This is a genomic window from Microtetraspora glauca (genome assembly GCF_040656155.1).
Classification (GTDB): Bacteria; Actinomycetota; Actinomycetes; order Streptosporangiales; family Streptosporangiaceae; genus Microtetraspora; species Microtetraspora glauca.
On record NZ_JBFALK010000016.1, the window covers coordinates 137,479 to 154,289 of the forward strand.

The 16,811-nt window shown below is 70.5% G+C and carries 16 protein-coding genes; all 16 read right to left on the reverse strand.

Annotated features, from left to right (window positions below; genetic code table 11):
- Positions 1-112 precede the first annotated feature (112 nt).
- The 16 genes from AB0I59_RS27670 to AB0I59_RS27745 all read right to left on the reverse strand — a co-directional run bounded on the left by AB0I59_RS27670 (position 113) and on the right by AB0I59_RS27745 (position 16,795).
- Positions 113-622, reverse strand: coding sequence for a DoxX family protein (locus AB0I59_RS27670; RefSeq protein WP_061252687.1), 510 nt, complete (start codon positions 620-622; stop codon positions 113-115).
- Positions 619-1,833 (reverse strand): NAD(P)/FAD-dependent oxidoreductase, encoded by a 1,215-nt coding sequence (locus AB0I59_RS27675; RefSeq protein ID WP_061252848.1) that lies wholly within the window; start codon positions 1,831-1,833, stop codon positions 619-621. The genes AB0I59_RS27670 and AB0I59_RS27675 overlap by 4 nt, the downstream gene beginning before the upstream one ends.
- Positions 1,834-1,837: 4 nt before the next feature.
- The gene (locus AB0I59_RS27680) at positions 1,838-2,143 is read right to left on the reverse strand and encodes a hypothetical protein (protein ID WP_061252686.1); all 306 of its coding nucleotides are present in this window, start codon (positions 2,141-2,143) and stop codon (positions 1,838-1,840) included.
- 54 nt (positions 2,144-2,197) lie between these two features.
- Positions 2,198-3,646, reverse strand: coding sequence for an NAD-dependent succinate-semialdehyde dehydrogenase (locus AB0I59_RS27685; RefSeq protein WP_358137488.1), 1,449 nt, complete (start codon positions 3,644-3,646; stop codon positions 2,198-2,200).
- 76 nt (positions 3,647-3,722) lie between these two features.
- Complete coding sequence (locus AB0I59_RS27690; protein WP_358137491.1) at positions 3,723-5,411, reverse strand: thiolase C-terminal domain-containing protein; 1,689 nt, start codon at positions 5,409-5,411, stop codon at positions 3,723-3,725.
- A complete protein-coding gene (gene fdxA, locus AB0I59_RS27695) occupies positions 5,408-5,737 on the reverse strand; it encodes a ferredoxin (protein WP_061252683.1) in 330 nt (109 codons plus the stop codon). Before fdxA ends, AB0I59_RS27690 begins: the two co-directional genes overlap by 4 nt.
- A 66-nt stretch (positions 5,738-5,803) precedes the next feature.
- Entirely contained in the window at positions 5,804-7,177 is a 1,374-nt protein-coding gene (locus AB0I59_RS27700) for a cytochrome P450 (protein ID WP_358137494.1), read from the reverse strand.
- 32 nt (positions 7,178-7,209) lie between these two features.
- A complete protein-coding gene (locus tag AB0I59_RS27705) occupies positions 7,210-7,401 on the reverse strand; it encodes a ferredoxin (protein ID WP_061252681.1) in 192 nt (63 codons plus the stop codon).
- Between the two features lie 138 nt (positions 7,402-7,539).
- Positions 7,540-8,400 (reverse strand): mycofactocin-coupled SDR family oxidoreductase, encoded by an 861-nt coding sequence (locus tag AB0I59_RS27710; protein WP_061252680.1) that lies wholly within the window; start codon positions 8,398-8,400, stop codon positions 7,540-7,542.
- A 36-nt stretch (positions 8,401-8,436) separates the two neighbouring features.
- Entirely contained in the window at positions 8,437-9,903 is a 1,467-nt protein-coding gene (locus tag AB0I59_RS27715; RefSeq protein ID WP_061252679.1) for an aldehyde dehydrogenase family protein, read from the reverse strand.
- A gap of 29 nt (positions 9,904-9,932) precedes the next feature.
- On the reverse strand, positions 9,933-10,814 hold the full coding sequence (locus tag AB0I59_RS27720) for an NAD(P)-dependent oxidoreductase (RefSeq protein ID WP_358137497.1): 882 nt from the start codon (positions 10,812-10,814) through the stop codon (positions 9,933-9,935).
- On the reverse strand, positions 10,811-11,647 hold the full coding sequence (locus AB0I59_RS27725) for an NAD(P)-dependent oxidoreductase (RefSeq protein WP_358137500.1): 837 nt from the start codon (positions 11,645-11,647) through the stop codon (positions 10,811-10,813). Before AB0I59_RS27725 ends, AB0I59_RS27720 begins: the two co-directional genes overlap by 4 nt.
- Positions 11,644-12,873, reverse strand: coding sequence for a CaiB/BaiF CoA transferase family protein (locus AB0I59_RS27730; RefSeq protein ID WP_358137503.1), 1,230 nt, complete (start codon positions 12,871-12,873; stop codon positions 11,644-11,646). The genes AB0I59_RS27725 and AB0I59_RS27730 overlap by 4 nt, the downstream gene beginning before the upstream one ends.
- A 262-nt stretch (positions 12,874-13,135) precedes the next feature.
- Positions 13,136-13,906 carry an SDR family NAD(P)-dependent oxidoreductase gene (locus AB0I59_RS27735; protein WP_061252676.1) on the reverse strand — a complete coding sequence of 257 codons (771 nt, stop codon included), beginning with the start codon at positions 13,904-13,906 and terminating at the stop codon, positions 13,136-13,138.
- 102 nt (positions 13,907-14,008) lie between these two features.
- A complete protein-coding gene (locus AB0I59_RS27740) occupies positions 14,009-15,523 on the reverse strand; it encodes a class I adenylate-forming enzyme family protein (RefSeq protein WP_358137506.1) in 1,515 nt (504 codons plus the stop codon).
- A 33-nt stretch (positions 15,524-15,556) separates the two neighbouring features.
- Positions 15,557-16,795 (reverse strand): acyl-CoA dehydrogenase family protein, encoded by a 1,239-nt coding sequence (locus AB0I59_RS27745; protein WP_358137509.1) that lies wholly within the window; start codon positions 16,793-16,795, stop codon positions 15,557-15,559.
- Positions 16,796-16,811 lie beyond the last annotated feature (16 nt).

Consider the following 16,811-nt stretch of genomic DNA (forward strand, 5'->3'; position numbering starts at 1 on the left):
CGGGGACGCCCGACCATCTGGTACGTCACCGGGGCGGTGGGCAGAAGACCCCGGCCCGGTCGGCCGAGCCGGGGACGTGAGGCGTGTACGCCGGGTCCGGTCCGCGCTCAGATCATCCTTGCGGCCGGGCACCCGGCCGCCAGAAGACGGCCAGCAGGAGCAGGCCTCCACCCCCGCCGGCGACCGCCGCCACGGCCAGGCCGAGCGGACCGTCCAGGCCGAGTCCCACGAGGTGGTCCACGGACCAGCGGCCCGGGCCGAGCGCCGCGAGACCGCACGCGGCCAGGATGATCAACAGGACGTACTCGTACCCTTCTCCGGGCCGGAAGATGAAATATCCGTTTTTGATGTGGTTGGCTATCAAGGCCACCGTCATGGTTCCGACCACCATGGCGGCTGCCAGGGCGTTGAGCAGACCGAGGAGCAGCAGGGCGCCGGCTCCCAGCTCGGTGAGCGTCGCCAGCAGGGCGTGCAGACGTCCCGGGCGGATGCCGATGGACTCGAACCACCGAGCCGTTCCGGGGAGCCTGCCGCCTCCGAAAGCGTGGTTCCAGCCATGAGCGATCATCGTGGTACCCAGGGCCACCCTCAGCACGGTCGCGGCCAGATCGATTTCAATCAACGAGACTCCCTAGTCGTGCCGCGTCCGGCCTGTGCGAGCACGGCGCCACGGTCCGCGCCGGACTCGACCAGCGAGCGGTAGCGCACGAAGAGGGCCGGAGCGCCGAATGACGCGACGCCGGTCAGCGCGCCGTCAATGAAGTAGCCGACGACGGTGCCCTTGACGGCGCCGCCCTGGATGCCCTCGCCGTGCAGGGTGACCACCTCGTCCGCCGTACTCGTCCGCCCGATCGTCTGGACCTTCAGGTCGAACTGGTCGGACCACACGTAGGGCGGCCTGGCCGCGGGGAGCCGGGTTCCCAGAATGTCGCAGGCCACCTTCGCGGCCTGGTCGATCGTCGTGGTCCAGTGCTCACTGCGACGATGGTCTCCGGCAACCGGATCCCACCAGGCCGCGGCGTCTCCCACGGCCCAGACGCCGCCCGTGCCGACGACGCGGCCGCGCTCATCGCACGCCAGTCCGTTCTGGTTCCGTAGTCCCGCTCCGTCGAGCCACGCCAGGTCCGGTGTCGCGCCGACGCTGACGAGGACGACATCGGCCGACAGCACGGCCCCGTCCTCCAACTCGACCGTGTGGTCGTCGACCAGGCGGGCGATCCGCGCCCCGCAGCGCAGGTCGACCCCCGCCTCGGTGAACAGGCGCGCCGCGAGCGCGCCGACCTGTCTCCCCAGTGCCCGCTCGCACGGTACGGGCGCCGCCTCGAGCACGGTGACCGCGATGTCCCTGCGGCGGGCGGCGCAGGCGACCTCCGCCCCGATGAAGCCGGCACCCACGATGATCAACGAGTGGGCGGAGTCGAGCGCCTTCCGAAGGGCCAGGGCGTCGTCGAGGGTGCGAAGCGTCACCACCCCGTCCGGCTGGCCCGGCAGCCTGCGGGGAACCACACCCGTCGCGATCACGATGGCGTCACCGGTGACGCTGCCGCCGCCGTCCAAGTCGACGGTCGTACCGCGCAGCGCGACCGCCCGGGTGCTCAGGCGCACCGACACATCCAACTCGGCCAGGCCGGTACCGTCGCGCAGGATCACCCGCTGCGGCTCCCAGAGGCCGTTCAGGATCTGCTTCGACAGCGGTGGGCGGTCGTACGGCACGTGCCGCTCGGCGCCGACCAGCGTGATCGGGCCGAGGTGACCACCCGAGCGCAGCTGTTCGATCGTGCGCAGGCCGCCGAGCCCGGCGCCCACGACCACGACGTGATGGGATGCCGACATCACGTCAGTCCGACGCGGGCAGGGGCTTGGCGCTCTTCTGCACCACCTCCGTGCCGTCGACGGCCACGGAATGCTCACCACCCTGGACGCAGAGCAGCTCCACGTCGGTCCCGTCCACGGTGTAGCGCTTGCCCAGCTGGAGGCCCGAACCGTTCGGGCCCCCGACGGCCGGCACTCGCTCACCCGGCGCGTCCGGCGACATCTCATGGCCACCACAGGTGACCGAAAGGTCCTGGTCGGGGCACCGGACCACCACCAGTCCCGTGGTGTCCACAAGGCTCTTCAAGGTCTGTCCCACTCGCAGTTTCATCGCGCGCTCCTTATTTCTCCATCCGTACAGACACACAGGACGACGAGGCCCTGATCATGGAACGACGAGCCCGACGAGCTTCACGTCGAGGTACTCGTCGATGCCCTGGGCTCCGCCCTCACGGCCCACCCCGCTGATCCCCACGCCGCCGAACGGCGCCGCGGCCGCCGTGGGGTTGATGTCGTTGACCCCGACGATGCCGAACCGCAACGCCTCGGAGACGCGGACGGCACGTCCCAGGTCGTTGGTGTACACGTACGACGCGAGGCCGTACTCGGTGTCATTGGCTTTCCGCACGGCCTCGTCCTCGTCGTCGAACGGGATGATCGCCGCCACCGGGCCGAAGGTCTCCTCGTGATAGATCCGCATGGATTCGTCGATGTCGGCCAGGACGGTGGGTGCGTAGAACCTGCCCGCGCCGAGGCCGCCCTCCTTCAGCCGCCGCCCCCCGGCCAGCAGGCGCGCGCCCTTCGCCACGGCATCCTCGACCTGTCCGGCCACCTTCTCCAGCGCCGCGTCGTCGACCAGCGGTCCGATGTTCACCCCCGGCCGGTCGCCGGGCCCGGCGACCATCCCGCCGACCCGGGCCACCAGCTCGTCGGTGAAGGCGTCGAGGACGGACCGCTGGACGAAGATGCGGTTGGGGCAGATGCAGGCCTGCCCGGTGTTCAGGAATTTCACCAGTGCGGCCCCCTTGGCCGCGTGGGCGGGATCCGCGTCGTCGAAGACCAGCATCGGCGCGTGCCCGCCCAGCTCCATCGAGACCCGCTTCATCGTCGCCGCCGCCCTGGCGGTCAGCTTCTTTCCGACCTCGGTGGAGCCGGTGAAGGTGAGCTTCCGCACAGCGGGCGAGTCGAGCAGCCGGTCCCCCACCTCACGTGGCCGGCTGGTGGTGATGAGGTTCGCCACCCCGGGCGGCAGTCCCGCCTCCTCCAGCAGCTCGAACACGGCGACCGCGCACAGCGGCGTCTGCTCCGCCGGCTTCAGCACGATGGAGCAGCCGACGGCCACGGCAGGCGCGACCTTCCGCGTGATCATCGAGATGGGGTAGTTCCACGGAGTGATCCCCGCCACCACCCCCACCGGCTGGCGCAGCACGGACAGCCGCTGGTCCGGGCGCGCGGAGGGGATGGAGCCGCCGTAGACCCGCTTGGCCTCCTCGGCGAACCAGCTGAGGAAGTCGGCGGCGTAGCGAACCTCGTTCTTGGCGGCCTTCAGCGGCTTGCCCTGTTCAAGGGTCATGAGCCCGGCGAGGTCCTCCAGCCGCTCCATCATCAATGCGTGTGCGGCCCACAGGACTTCCGCCCGCCGGTAGGCGGTCTCCCGGCTCCAGGAAGCGAAGGCCTCCTTCGCCGCGGCGATCGCGCGGTCGGTCTCCGCGGCCCCGGCGTCCGAGGCCTGGCCGATGAGCTCACCGGTGCTGGGATCGGTGACATCGAAGGTACGCCCGTCGTCGGCCGGCTGCCACTTGCCGTCGATGAACAGGGTGTCCCCGTCCCGCACACCTGCTCCATTTGACATCTGCGCGTTCCTCATATCGTCAATTGCCGGGGTGCTCGAAGGCCGCACCGTCGTGTGATCAGCCATCCGACCGCAGCAGCATGACCCCGCTGGGGGTCAGGCCCCCGCTGCTCACCACGGCCACGCGGGCGCCCTCGACCTGCCGGGCCCCTCCCTCGCCGCGGAGTTGCACGACCGCCTCGTGGAGGAGGCCCATACCATGGGTGCGTCCGTGCGACAGCTGCCCTCCGTGGGTGTTCAGCGGCAGCACGCCGTCCCTGGCGATGTTCTTCCCGCCGTCGAGGAAGTCCTTGGCTTCGCCGATCCCGCAGAAGCCCAGTGCCTCGATCCAGGACAGACAGTTGAACGTGAAGCCGTCGTAGAGCTCGGCCACGTCCACGTCGCCGGGTCGCAGCGTCGTGCGGCTCCACAGATGCGCCGCCGGTCCCAGGACCTGGGGCTCGTGCGTCGACGTGCTCTGGTCCCACTCCAGCCGCTCGATGATCTGGGTGCCGACCGCCTCCACCCGGACCGGCCGTACCCGTAGGTCGCCGGCCGTCTCCGCGGCGGAGACGACGACGGCGACCGCGGCGTCACAGGGGACGTCGCAGTCGTACAGCCCGAACGGCGTGGTGATCATCCGGGCGCTCAGGTAGTCGTCCATCGTCAGCGGCTCGCGGTAGACCGCCGTGGGGTTGAGTGCCGCGTTGGCCCGCTGGTTGAGTGCGATCCAGCCGAGCGTCTCGCGGGTGGTCCCGTAGCGGTGGAAGTGCCGCTGGGCGGTCTGCGCGAGGACGTGCGCGGCCGACGTCGCCCCGAACGGCATGCCCCACCCCATGTCGCCGGCGACCCGCCCGAATCCGCCTCCGCCCAGCAGGCCCTGGCGCAGCAGGTGGTCGTGGGTCGACTGCCAGACGGTGCGGAAGCACAGCACGTGCCGTGCCAGTCCCGCGGAGACCGCCAGCATCGCCGCGATCACCGAGCCGCCCGGACCGAACGTCTCCCCGCCGCCGTTGAACCAGGTCGGGCGGATGCGCAGCGCCGCCTCCAGCGCCGTGATCCCGCCCTCCCCCATGCCGTGCTCCAGACCGCCTCCGGGGTACGTCGAGAGCCCGTCGATGTCGTCCATCGTCAGGCCCGCCTCGGCCACGGCCGCCTGGCACGCCTCGACGGTCAGGGAGAGCGGGTCGACCATCAGCCTGCGGCCGATCGCCGAATGGCCGATGCCGGACAGGACGACGTCGTCCTCGAACTTCCGGCCGCGCGGAGCGGGCCGCACCAGGGTGCGGACCCGCTCCGCCGGCACCTCGTCCGGCGGGAGCGAAACCGGCCGCGCGTGCTGTTCCGGTGGCTCCGGCTGCTCGGCCGTGGGCCGGAACAGGGGCAGCCAGACGTCCTCCACCTGCTCGAAGGTGACCTCCATCCGCATTCCGAGCTGGAGATCGCCCTCCTCGCAGTCCACCAGGCGGGTGGTCAGCCGGACGCGCGGGTCCTCCTCGACCGCCACCTGGGCGATGATGTACGGCGAGGGCAGCCCCGGCAGGTGGAACCGGTGGCTGACGGTGAACCCGAACAGGGTGGCGAAGCCGGACACCGCGCGGACCCCGAGTCGCGAGCCACGACAGTAGGGACACACCGGCTTCGGTGGGTGGATGAGCGCCGAACAGGACTCGCACTCCTGAAACCGGAGCCGGCCGTCGGCGCCGGAGGTCCAGTAGAACTTGTTCCAGGGAGTGACGAACGGCAGCGGCCGGCCCTGCGCGCTCATCGCCCGGCCTCCCGCCTCGCCAGCCGGGTGACCTGCTCGGGGTCCGGCAGGCTGCCCGGCGCCAGGCCGGACGCGCCGCCCGGTGAGCCGGCCGTGGCGAAGAAATCCGCGTTGATCCTCGTGAAGGAACTCCACTCCTCGGGGAGGTCCTCCTCGAAGTAGATGGCCCCGACGGGACACACCGGCTCGCACGCCCCGCAGTCGACGCATTCGTCGGGCTGGATGTACGCCATCCGCTCGCCCTGGTAGATGCAGTCGACGGGGCACTCCTCCACGCACGCGCGGTCGAGGACGTCCACACAGGGTTCGGCCACTATGTAGGCCACCACGCACTCCTTGGTTCTCAGGACTAAGACGCAGCGCTCGCGGTCAGTTCGCGGTCAGCATCGAGGTCAGTCGAGCTCCGCCCGCGCGGCACGGACGGTGACCGGCTCGGCGAGCCGCTGCTCGTCGCAGATGCGCTGCATCCTGTCGATCGTCTCGGCGAGGCCGGCGCCCAGCCGCCTGCCCGGGGTGAAGGTCGCGGGCAGGTTCTTCATGCCGTTGATGACGCCGGTCGTGTCGTAGTGGACCGCGCCACCCGGGGTGCAGACGTAGTCCGGCATCCGGTCCAGCACCGCGGTGAGCATGATCTTGAAGATGGCCCGCGCCACGTTCGACCCGATGCAGCGGTGGATGCCCAGCCCGAAGCTGCTGTGCCGGTTGCCGGTCCGGTCCAGGTGGATGGTGTGCGGGTCGGGGAAGACCTGCTCGTCCCGGTTGGCCATCGCCCAGGACAGCCAGAGCCGCTCCCCTTCCTTGAACCGGGTGCCGTTGATCTCGCAGTCCTGGGAGATCGTGCGTCCGTCGCCCACCGCCGGGGTGTAGAAGCGCAGGAATTCCTCGGTCGCGCTGTCGAGGAGCGTCTCCCGCTCCCGGCTGAGCCGCTCACGCTGGTCGGGGTGCTCGGACAGCCACTCCAGGGAGTGCGCGGTCAGCGCGGTCGTGGTGTCGAAGCCGCCGCCGATGAGCAGCATGACGACGCCGAGGATCTCCATGTCGTCGGGCCGGTAGCCGTTGATCTCGACGGTGACCAGCTCGTTGATCAGGCCGGGGCGTGGGTTGGCCCGGATCTCGTGGATGGTCTGCATCATGTGCATGCCCATCTGCAGCGAGAGCTGCTGCACCCGGGGGTAGTCCGGCGAGTCCGGCGGGGTGTAAACGGAGGCGTGCGTGGGCTCGCAGTAGATCTCCCAGTGCTTCAGCGGCATGCCGAGCATCGCCAGGGTGAGCACCGCGGGCACGACGTTGGCGAGGTCGTCGACGAAGTCGATCCGGCCGGTCTCGATGACCTCGTCGAGGCACGCCCTGGTCAGCTCCTCGACCACCGGCTTCCACCGTGCGACCGCCGCCGGCGACAGGTACGGGTTCAGCGCCTGGCGGTAGTAGCGCTGCTCCGGCGGGTCCATCTCCAGGAAGCCGCCCCGGGTCCGCCGCTCCGGATCGGGAACGTGCGGGATGCTGATCCCGACGTAGCCCCGCTTGGTGCCGCTGATGTCGTTGTCGTTGGACAGCACGTCGGCTCGCCGGGCGACGTCGAACAGCTCCTTGTTGCCGCTGGCGAACCAGTAGCCCCCGTGGGTCTCGTTCCAGGCGACCGGACACTTCGCGTGGAACTCGTCCGCGAGCTGCTCGAACTCGATGCGGTACCGGGGGGAGTGCCGGTCCAGGCTGATGGTGTCCTTCTTGCGTTCCGCGTCCGGAACGTGCGCTTCTTCAGTGCTCACGGCGTGCTTCTCCAGCCCGAGGTCGGTGGGGGTCAGAACAGCTGGATCGCCTGCTCCGGGCAGGACCGGGCGGCTTCCTTGGCCAGGTCCTCCTTCCCGGCGGGCACGTCCTCGCTGATGGCATATGAGTGGCCGTCCTCGTCCCGCAGGGCGAAGAGGTCGGGGGCGATCATCGCGCACAGTGTGTGGCCCTGGCAGATCTGCGGGTCGACGCGAACCTTCACTGGAGTCTCCTGGTGGATCAGAGGTGGAAGTCGTGGAACTCGAGGTGAGGACCCCGTTGTCGGCCCTCGGCCGCAGACCCGCTCACACGGTCTCGTGGCCAGGGCGGGCCGAGGGCCGACGCGACCTTCGCGGCCGGATCAGACGTGGAAGTCGTGGAACTTGAGGTACGACCCGCCGTCGACCCGCAGCTGCAGACCGGTCACGTAACGCGACTCGTCCGAGGCGAGGTAGACCACCGCGTTGCTGATGTCGAGCGGCTCGATGAAGGGGATGGGCATCGCCTGCTGGGCCGGGAAGGCCGGGAGCGCGTCCTCACGGGTGGGGTTCTCCAGGTCCGGCCGGAACGCCCGGTACATCGGCTCGCTGTTGAGCATGTCGGTGTTGCAGTTCGTCGGGTGCACGACGTTGGCCCGGATCATGCGCGGGGCGAGGTTGCGCGCGAGCTCGTGGACGAAGTCCGACAGCGCCCGCTTGGCGTAGGAGTAGCCGGCGCCGCCGGGGTCCACTCCCGGCTGGGCGACCGAGATGCCCGTCATGAACGCCGCCGCCGATCCGGTCGCGATGATCGCGCCGCCCTCGGTGAGGTGCGGAATCGACGCGTGGATGGCGTTGATGACGCCGAGCAGGTTGGTGTCGATCACATCGGTCCACGCCTGCATCGGCGGCTCACCGCCCAGCGGCATGATGCCGGCCTGGGCGACCACCACGTCGAGCCTGCCCAGCTCGGCGATGCCCTGCTCCAGCGCGGCGGCCAACTGCGCCCGGTCGCGCACGTCGGCCTCGACCGCCACGATCCGCCGGCCGTGCTGCTCCACCAGCCGGACGGTCTCCTTCAGGTCGTCCGAGCTGGCCAGCGGGTACCTGTTCGTCGGCAGGTCGCGGCAGATGTCGACGGCGATGATGTCGGCGCCTTCCTCGGCCAGCCGGACCGCGTGGCTGCGGCCCTGGCCGCGCGCGGCGCCGGTGATGAAGGCGACCTTGCCCTCTACTCGACCCATGATGGAACCTCTTTCCTGGTTGTTGTCAGCGCCGATTCAGCCGGCGGCCGCGAGAAAAGCGATGGTCTTGACCTCGAGGAAGTCCTCCAGGCCCTCGGTCCCCCACTCGCGGCCGAGGCCGCTCTGCTTGTAGCCGCCGAACGGCGACTCGACGTCGAACCACTGGCCCCCGTTCACGCTGACCGTCCCGGTGCGGAATCGGCGGGCCATGGCCATCGCCCGGTCCTGATCGGCGCTGAAGACCGCCGTGGACAGGCCGAAGATCGTGCTGTCGGCGATCCGGACGCCGTCGGCGTCGTCGTCGTACGGCAGAACCACCAGCGCCGGCCCGAAGATCTCCTCCTGTGCGACGGCGGCCTTGGGGTCCACGTCGGTGATCAGCGTGGGCTCGACGAAGTAGCCGCGCTCGAACCGGTCGGTGGGCTTGCCACCGAGTACGACGCGTCCGTCCCGCGCGGCGGACTCGTAGTAGCTCAGCACCTTGTCGCGCTGCGCGGCGTTGACGACCGGCCCCATGATGTTGGTGGGGTCGGTCGGGTCCCCCCAGGAGACGTTCTTCATGGCGGCCACGGCGAGGGCGAGCGCCTCGTCCAGGCGGGGCCGCGGCACCAGCAGGCGGGTCAGCTGCGTGCACCCCTGGCCCGCGTGGAAGCACACCCCGCCGGCCAGGCCCGGGACGATGGCCTCCAGAGGGGCGTCGTCGAGCAGGAGCGCGGCGGACTTGCCTCCCAGCTCGAGCGTCACCCGCTTGACCGTGTCGGCGGCCGCCGCCATGACCTTGCGCCCGGTGCCGGTGGATCCGGTGAGCGTGACGGCGTCGACGTCCTCGTGGGTGGCCAGCAACTGGGCGACGTTGTTGTCGCTCGTGGTGACCACGTTGAGGACGCCGGGCGGGATGTCGGTGTGCTCGGCCGCGATCGCGCCCAGCGCGAGCGCGCTCCACGGGGTGTCCGGAGCCGGCTTGAGTATGACCGTGCAGCCGGCGGCCAGCGCGGCGCTCACCTTGCAGATGTTCAGGTAGAACGGGTAGTTCCACGGGGTGATGGCGGCGACCACGCCGGCGGCCTCGCGCCGGATGATCCGGTCGGTCGGCATGCCCATGATGGTCTTGGTGGGCAGCGTCCGCTCGAACTCGTAGCGCTCCAGCAGGTCGATGTAGTGGTCGATGTAGGAGATCGGCTGCTCCAGCTGGATCCCCGGCGTCAGCGACACCGGGCAGCCGGTCTCGGCCACGAGCAGGGATCGCAGCGTCTCGACGTTCGCGCGCAGCGCGTCGCGCAGTTGCACGAGGCAGCGGCGCCGCAGTTCGACGTTGGTCGACCAGTCAGTGCCGTCGAAGGCCCGGCGGGCGGCGCCGATGGCGCGCTCCACGTCGGCCGCGTCGGCGTCCGGCACGGCGCCGACCGCTTCCTCGGTCGCCGGGTTGATGTTGTCGAACGTGCGACCGCGGCCGGCGGCGACGAGCTCGCCGTCTATGAGCATGCGGTCGTTCGGAATGGCCATCAGGGGGACTCCCTTTCGTAGGGGTGTGACTACTGCGGCCCCGGGGCCGCGTCGGGCCGGGCGGCCGACTCGGCCCCCGAGTGGTCCCTCGCGGGTTCGAGCAGGTGCGCGAGAACCCGGTGTGCGTCGCCGAGCGCGCCGAGATCCACGCCGAGCTCGGCCGTGATCTGCCGGACGACGGCCAGGTCCTTGCCGATGAACTCCCCCACGTTCCCGGTGAACCCCGCCACGGATCCGGCCGAGGCGACACCGTCCAGCGCGCGGCTGGACCCACTGCCGTGCCGCAGGCCCTGGAGCAGGCTCGCCTCCGGCACACCGAGCTCCGCCGCCACGGCCACCGCCTGGGCGACGATCCCGATGTTCGCCGCGAACACCGCGTTGTTGAGGAGCTTGACCCGCTGCCCGGTGCCCCGGGGCCCGAGGTGCAGGATCGGGTCGCCGTAGGCCGCGAGGACGGTACGCGCCCGGTCCGCCGCGTCCGCCTCCCCACCCAGGTAGAGGGTGAGCCGCCCGGCCGCTATGTCGTGGGGACCGCCGCTGATCCCCGCGTCGACCACGGCGATCCCGCGCCGGTCGGCGTACTCGCCGAGGAGCTCGATGGTCAGCGGGCTGCACGTCGTGTGCACGATCAGGACCGCGCCCGGCGGCATGGTGTCCAGCAGCCCGCCGTCGAGGCAGACGTCCCGCACCTGCGCGTCGGTGAACACGCACACCGCGGCCACCTCCACGGTGGCGAGGTCCCGTACGTCGGAGGTGACGTCGGCGCCGTCGGCGGCGAGCTCCTTGCGCGCGGCCTCCGAAAGTTCCAGGACGGTGACCGGGTGCCCGGCCGCGAGCAGCCGCCGCACCATCGGCCGGCCCATCCGGCCCGCGCCGGCGAAGCCGATGCGCACCTTCCCGTCGGCGCTCATCGGGGGCATCCCATCGACTCCAGGGCGGCGTCCGCGGCTCCGAGTACGGTTCCCGCCGTGACTCCGGATGCCTCGGCCAGGGCGACCACGATCCGTGCGTCCTTCTGCAGCAGCGGACCTGTGATGCCGGCCATCGAGGCCAGCGAGAAGTCCGGCTGTCGCATGATGCCCGCCGCGAAGCTCGAACCGGAGCCGTGCGCCAGCACGACGGAGAGCTGGGCCGGGTCGATGTCGAGCCCGCGGGCCAGCGCGAACGCGCTCTCGGCGACTCCGAGGTTCGCCGCCAGCAGCAGGTTGTTGATGAGCTTCGCGCGTTGCCCGGCGCCGACCGGCCCCAGGTGCACCACCGGATCGCCGTAGGTCTCGAAGACCGGCCGGCTGCGCTCCACCGCGGCGTCCTCTCCGCCGATCATCACGAGGAGACTGCCCTTCTCGGCCGCCGGTCCGCCGCCGCTGACCGGGGCGTCGATGAGGGTGACGCCTCGTTCCGCGGCCTGTACGGCGAGCCGCCGGCAGGTGTCGGGGTGCACCGTGCTGTGCACCGCGATCACCCCGCCGGGCCGCATGCCCTCCAGCAGTCCTGCGGGCCCCGCGACGACCTGCTCGACGCCGGCGTCGTCGAGGACGCAGACACAGGCGAGGTCGCAAGCCGCGCCCAGCTCGGCGGCCGAGCCGGCCGTGTCGGCCGGGGTGCCGGCGAAGGGCTTGAGCGTCTCCGGCCTGCGGGCCCACAGCGTGGTCGGCACGCCGGCCTCAACGATCCGGTGGGCCATCGGCGCGCCCTGGCTGCCAAGGCCGACGAAGCCGACGCGCCGCACGGTTTCCCCGCTCATGTGGCAGCACCAGTGATCTTGATATTGATCAGCTCCTCGTCGCTGAAGCCCAGCTCGCGCAGGATCTCGTCGGTGTGCTCGGCGAACAGGGGGCCACGCTTGAGCTGCGCCGCCTCCCGGTTGAACTGGACCGGGTTGGCGACGAGCTGCCGGGTCCCTCCCTCGGCGTCGACCACGTCGGAGATCAGGCCGATCGCCCGCAGGGCAGGGTCCTGGCCGACCTCGTAGGTGTTCTGCACGACCGCCCACTGGCCTTCCATGCCGTCGAAGGCGGCGACCCATTCGTCCTTGGTACGGCTTCCGATGACCTCAGCGACGATGCGGGCCGCCTCCGCGGCGTTGGCCATCAGTTTCTCGGCCGAGTCGAAACGCTCGTCGGTGGCCAGCTCGGGACGGCCGACCTTCTCGCAGAACTCCGGCCAGTAACGTCCGGGCTGGAGCATGACCAGGGACAGCCACCGGTCGTCCGCGGCCCGGTACATGCCGGTCAGCGGATTGCTCACGTTGCCGGCCGCCGGGTCGTGCTTCGGCAGGGGCCCGCCCGCCATCAGGGCCAGGTTCACGTTCAGCTGGGTGGCCCAGGCGCCGACGCCGAGCAGGGAGATGTCCACGGTCGCCGCGCCGAGGCCGCGCTCCCGCGCGAAGAGGGCCCCCGCGATTCCGCCGGCGATGGTCATCCCGCCGATGTTGTCGCCGTAGGCACCGGTCGGCTGCTGAACCAGGTGGGACGCGCCCGGCGGGGTGGCGCTGTCGGAGCTGCCGGCTCGGGCCCAGAATGCCGTGCCGTCGTATCCACCCTTGTCGGCCTCAGGGCCGCTGTGCGCGAAGCTCGTGCCGGCCGCGTAGATGATGTTCGGGTTGATCGCCCGCACGTCCTCGACGTCGATGCCCAGCTTCGTCCGTGCGCTGGGCAGGAAGTTCGTCAGAAAGACGTCGGCGGTGCGGATCAGCTCGCGCAGGACGCGCTTGGCCTCCGGCTTCTCCAGGGAGAGACCGATGCTCCGCTTGCCGCGGTTGGGTCCGTCCATGATCGGCGCGAAGCTCGATCCCTTGGAGATCACGTCCTGCCCGAGGGCCTTGACCAGGCCACGCTGCGCGTCCCCCTTCTCCGCGTGTTCGATCTTGATGACATCGGCACCCCAGTCCGCCAGAACGGCGCCGGCGGAGGGCACGAACGTGAACTGGGCGACCTCGACCACCCGGACGCCTTGCATCGGTTTGAACACAGGACGAGACCTCGTTTTCCTGACACTGGCCTCTGGGGAGCCAGCGGCTTCTATGGGGCGGAGGGCCATTCGGAACCGCTGATCGTCGGGTGCCGGCACCGGTATGGCCGAAAAGTTAGATAGAACACTAACCATCAAAGTGTTCGCCAGCAATACCCCGCCGGACCGACAAGAAATCGAAGAGTGTCGAATGATGCGGTGTTCCCGGGGCACGGCAGAGCAGGCCGTCGAGCGGGGGCACGGCGGGAACCGCCGTCACGGGTCAGATGTTGAAGCGCAACGCTCCGTCGAGGCGGACGACCTCGCCGTTGAGGTAGTCGTTGTCCACGATGTGCATGGCGAGCCTGGCGTACTCGTCCGGCCGGCCCATGCGCTTGGGGTTCGGCACGCCCTGCCCCCACCTCGCCTGCGCCTCCTCCTCGCTCATCTGGAAGGCGGGAGTGAAGAAGGTGCCGGGCGCGATGGTCATGACCCGCACCCCCGTCGGCGCCAGGTCGCGGGCGGCGGTGAGAGTCAGGCTGATGACGCCGCCCTTGGCCGCGGCGTAGTCCGTCTGCCCGACCTGGCCCTCGAAACCGGCGATCGAGGCCGTCATGATGACGACCCCGCGCTGGCCGGAGTCCAGCGGCTCGTTCCGGGTCATGGCGGCCGCCGTCTGACTCAGCACGTTGTATGTGCCGCCCAGGAACACATCCATGGTGCGCCGGAACGTCTCGAGCGGGTAGAACTCGCCGTCGCGGTTGACGATGCGGCGGGCCGCGGCCGGACCGCCGTGGACGACGACTCCCACCCGGAGCGTGCCCAGCTCGCGGGCTGCCGCCACCGCCGAGGCCACCGAGTCCTCCCGGGTCACGTCGGTCGACAGATAACGCACCCGGTCACCGCCGAGGTCCGCCTCGAGCGCCTTGCCCTTGTCCTCGGCCAGGTCGGCGATCAGTACCTTGGCGCCGGCTTCGGCCAACCGCCGCACGGTCGCCTCGCCGAAGCCACCCGCGCCGCCCACGACCAACGCCGACGCACCGTCGAGATTCATTTCATCCTCCTTGTGATCCAGGGCATGCGCCCCGATGAAGGGCGTCCGGGCAGGGACGCCGGAAGGCTGGGGCGGACTGATGCCCCGGGTGAGAGGGGACCGCTACGCGGTGAGGGCCTCGTCCTCGCGCACGAGTGCGACGAGGTCCCGGCGCAGGACCTTGCCGGTGGGGTTCGTCGGGAACTCGTCGACGAAGAGGACGTGTTCGGGGGTCTTCGAGCCGCGGAGCCGCTCCCGCGCCCAGGTCCGCAGTTCCTCGACGTCGACGGCGGCTCCGGGACGGACGATGACGAACGCGCCGATCCGCTGGCCCCACTCAACGTCCGGCACACCGGCGACGACGCACTCCAGGACGGCGGGGTGGCCGGCGAGCACGTCCTCGATCTCGGCGGGCGCGATGTTCTCGCCGCCGCGGATGATCGTGTCGTCGGTCCTGCCGCGAACGAAGAGATAGCCCTCCTCGTCCAGGTAGCCGCAGTCTCTGGTGGGGAACCAGCCGTCCTCGCGCACCCTGCTGCCGGCTTCGAGGTACTCCCCTGCCACCTGCGGGCCGCGTACGACGATGTCTCCGGCGACGCCGGCGGGGCACGCGAGCCCCTGCTCGTCCTGCACCTCGATCTCCACGGACGGCAGCGCACGCCCAACGGAGCCCAGTCGCGCCCGCACCGTCGGATCGGAACTGGCGGCGGCGGCCCTGTGGTCGTCGGGGCCGAGGACCGCGATCGACGAAGCGGTCTCCGTCAGCCCGTACGCGTTGACGAACCCGGTGTCCGGGAACAGCCCGAGAGCCTCCTCGATGATCTCGGGCGCGATCTTCGCGCCTCCGTAGGAGAGAGACTTCAGGCAGCCGGGTCCCCGCGTTCCCCGGGACCGCAGTTCGGTCACGATCCGGGCGAGCATCGTGGGCACGACCATGGCGTGCGTGATCTGCTGGCTTTCCACGGTGTCCAGCCACTCCCCGGGAGTGAACTGGTCCAGGTAGACGATCCGCCGCCCGCTGTACAGGTTCGACAGCGCGTTCGCCACCGCCGCGATGTGGTACGGGGGAACGCTGACCAGCGTCGCGTCCGTGTCGGGCACCGAGCCGAACTCGACGGATCCGAACAGATACGCGGTGAGGTTCCGATGGCGAAGCACGGCGCTCTTCGGCGCGGCGGTCGTGCCGCTCGTCATGAGCAGCACGGCGACGGAGTCGGGGTCGGTCGTGGCCGCCGCGTCCGACGATTCCGCGTCGGACGAGGCGGAGACCGCAGGCAGCGCCAGGAACTCCTCGATGCCGACGGTCGCCGCGCCCGGGACGCGCTCGGGTGTGTCGGTCACGACGAGCGGGGACTCCTGGCGGACCATCACGTCGGCGAGCTGCTCATGGCCCAGCCGGTAGTTGACCGGCAGGAACGGCACCCCGGCGAGAGCGGCGGCGAACAGCGCGACCGGGAACGCCCGGCCGTTCGCGCCCAGGTAAACCAGGCGTCGCGCGCCGACGGCGGCCAGGTGGCCGGCTCCGGCCAGTGCCCGGGTGCGCAGGTCCGCGCCGGTGAGACCGGTGGCGCGGTCCCCGATGAGGACACGGTCGGGCATGCCGTCGGCCACCATGTCGAGGATCATCGCGAGATTCATCGCAGTTCCACCACCTGTTTCGTCGTGGCTCGATCAGCGGCCGCGCTTGACCTGCTTGAAAGGAACGTCCCGGTCCAGGGCGAGCTCCCTGGGCATCCCCAGCACCCGCTCGCTGATGACGTTCCGCGCCATCTCGGTGCTGCCACCGCCGAGGCTCCCGCCCTGGCGTACCAGGAAGCGGAGGCCCGCCTGGCCGCCGATCCCCTGGTCTGCGCCGGCGCCGGTCGCCGCGCCCGATCCGGCGATCTTGACGGCGATGTCGGCGGCCATCTCGTTGGACTCTGCGTGCAGCAGCCGCAGAATGGACGCGGCCGTCGGCGGAAGGGCGCCCGTGGCCATCGCGCGCGAGACCCGGCCGACCGTCTGCTCGGACACCTTCTCCATCGCCAGGAACCTGCCGATCATCTCGCGGACCCGCGGATCGCCCGCGCGGTCCGTGGCTCGCGCGATGTCGAGCGGGGTCATCTGGCGGGTGGCCGGCGCGTACCTCCCTCCGCTGATGTAGGGAGAGCCGCCGCCCATGGAGTTACGCTCGTGGAAAAGCTGCCGGGAGGCGACGGACCATCCGTCGTCGACCTCGCCCACCACCGCCGACGCGGGAAGCACCACGTCGTCGAAGAACTCCTCGCAGAACTCCGCGGAGCCGTCCGACATGCGGACGCGGTTCATCTTGACGCCCGGAGCCTTCGTTGGAACGAGGAACATCGTCAGTCCCTGGTGCTTGGGCACGTCCCAGTTGGTCCGGGCCAGGCACAGCCCCCAGTCGGCGGCGTAGGCGGAGGAGCTCCAGCATTTCGCGCCGTTGAGGATCCAGTTGTCCCCGTCACGCTCCGCCCGGGTGATCACACCGGCCAGGTCCGATCCGCCGCTGGGCTCCGACAGGAGCTGGCACATCACCTCCTCCCCCCGGATCGCCGCTCCGATCCGCTCGCGCTTCTGCTCCTCCGAGCCCATGTCGAGCAGCGTCGCCGCGCAGATGCTGAACGAGGGAATGTTCAGCACCACCGGCAGCTCGTAGCCGTCGCTCTCCTCGTTGAAGACCTGCTGATGAGCCGGGGTCAAGCCGAGCCCGCCGTACTCCTCCGGGAAGCAGATGCCCGCGAAGCCGCCGGCGTACAGCTTCTTCTGCAGCTCGCGGGCGCGCCGCCACCGCTGTTCGTCCTCATCCCCCTCCGTGGACGGCGGCGCGGCGTCCGCCAGGCGCGGCATGTTGCCGGCAAGCCACGCCCGGGCCCGGCTGCGGAAAGACTCGACGCTCTCAATCGCTGTCATCGCGGATCAGTCCTTC

Excerpts from the sequence above, each read along its gene's own strand:
- AB0I59_RS27675 (WP_061252848.1), bottom strand. The coding sequence starts at position 1,833 with ATGTCGGCATCCCATCACGTCGTGGTCGTGGGCGCCGGGCTCGGCGGC.
- AB0I59_RS27680 (WP_061252686.1), bottom strand. The coding sequence starts at position 2,143 with ATGAAACTGCGAGTGGGACAGACCTTGAAGAGCCTTGTGGACACCACG.
- AB0I59_RS27690 (WP_358137491.1), bottom strand. The coding sequence starts at position 5,411 with ATGAGCGCGCAGGGCCGGCCGCTGCCGTTCGTCACTCCCTGGAACAAG.
- AB0I59_RS27710 (WP_061252680.1), bottom strand. The coding sequence starts at position 8,400 with ATGGGTCGAGTAGAGGGCAAGGTCGCCTTCATCACCGGCGCCGCGCGC.
- AB0I59_RS27715 (WP_061252679.1), bottom strand. The coding sequence starts at position 9,903 with ATGGCCATTCCGAACGACCGCATGCTCATAGACGGCGAGCTCGTCGCC.
- AB0I59_RS27720 (WP_358137497.1), bottom strand. The coding sequence starts at position 10,814 with ATGAGCGCCGACGGGAAGGTGCGCATCGGCTTCGCCGGCGCGGGCCGG.
- AB0I59_RS27725 (WP_358137500.1), bottom strand. The coding sequence starts at position 11,647 with ATGAGCGGGGAAACCGTGCGGCGCGTCGGCTTCGTCGGCCTTGGCAGC.
- AB0I59_RS27735 (WP_061252676.1), bottom strand. The coding sequence starts at position 13,906 with ATGAATCTCGACGGTGCGTCGGCGTTGGTCGTGGGCGGCGCGGGTGGC.
- AB0I59_RS27740 (WP_358137506.1), bottom strand. The coding sequence starts at position 15,523 with ATGAATCTCGCGATGATCCTCGACATGGTGGCCGACGGCATGCCCGAC.
- AB0I59_RS27745 (WP_358137509.1), bottom strand. The coding sequence starts at position 16,795 with ATGACAGCGATTGAGAGCGTCGAGTCTTTCCGCAGCCGGGCCCGGGCG.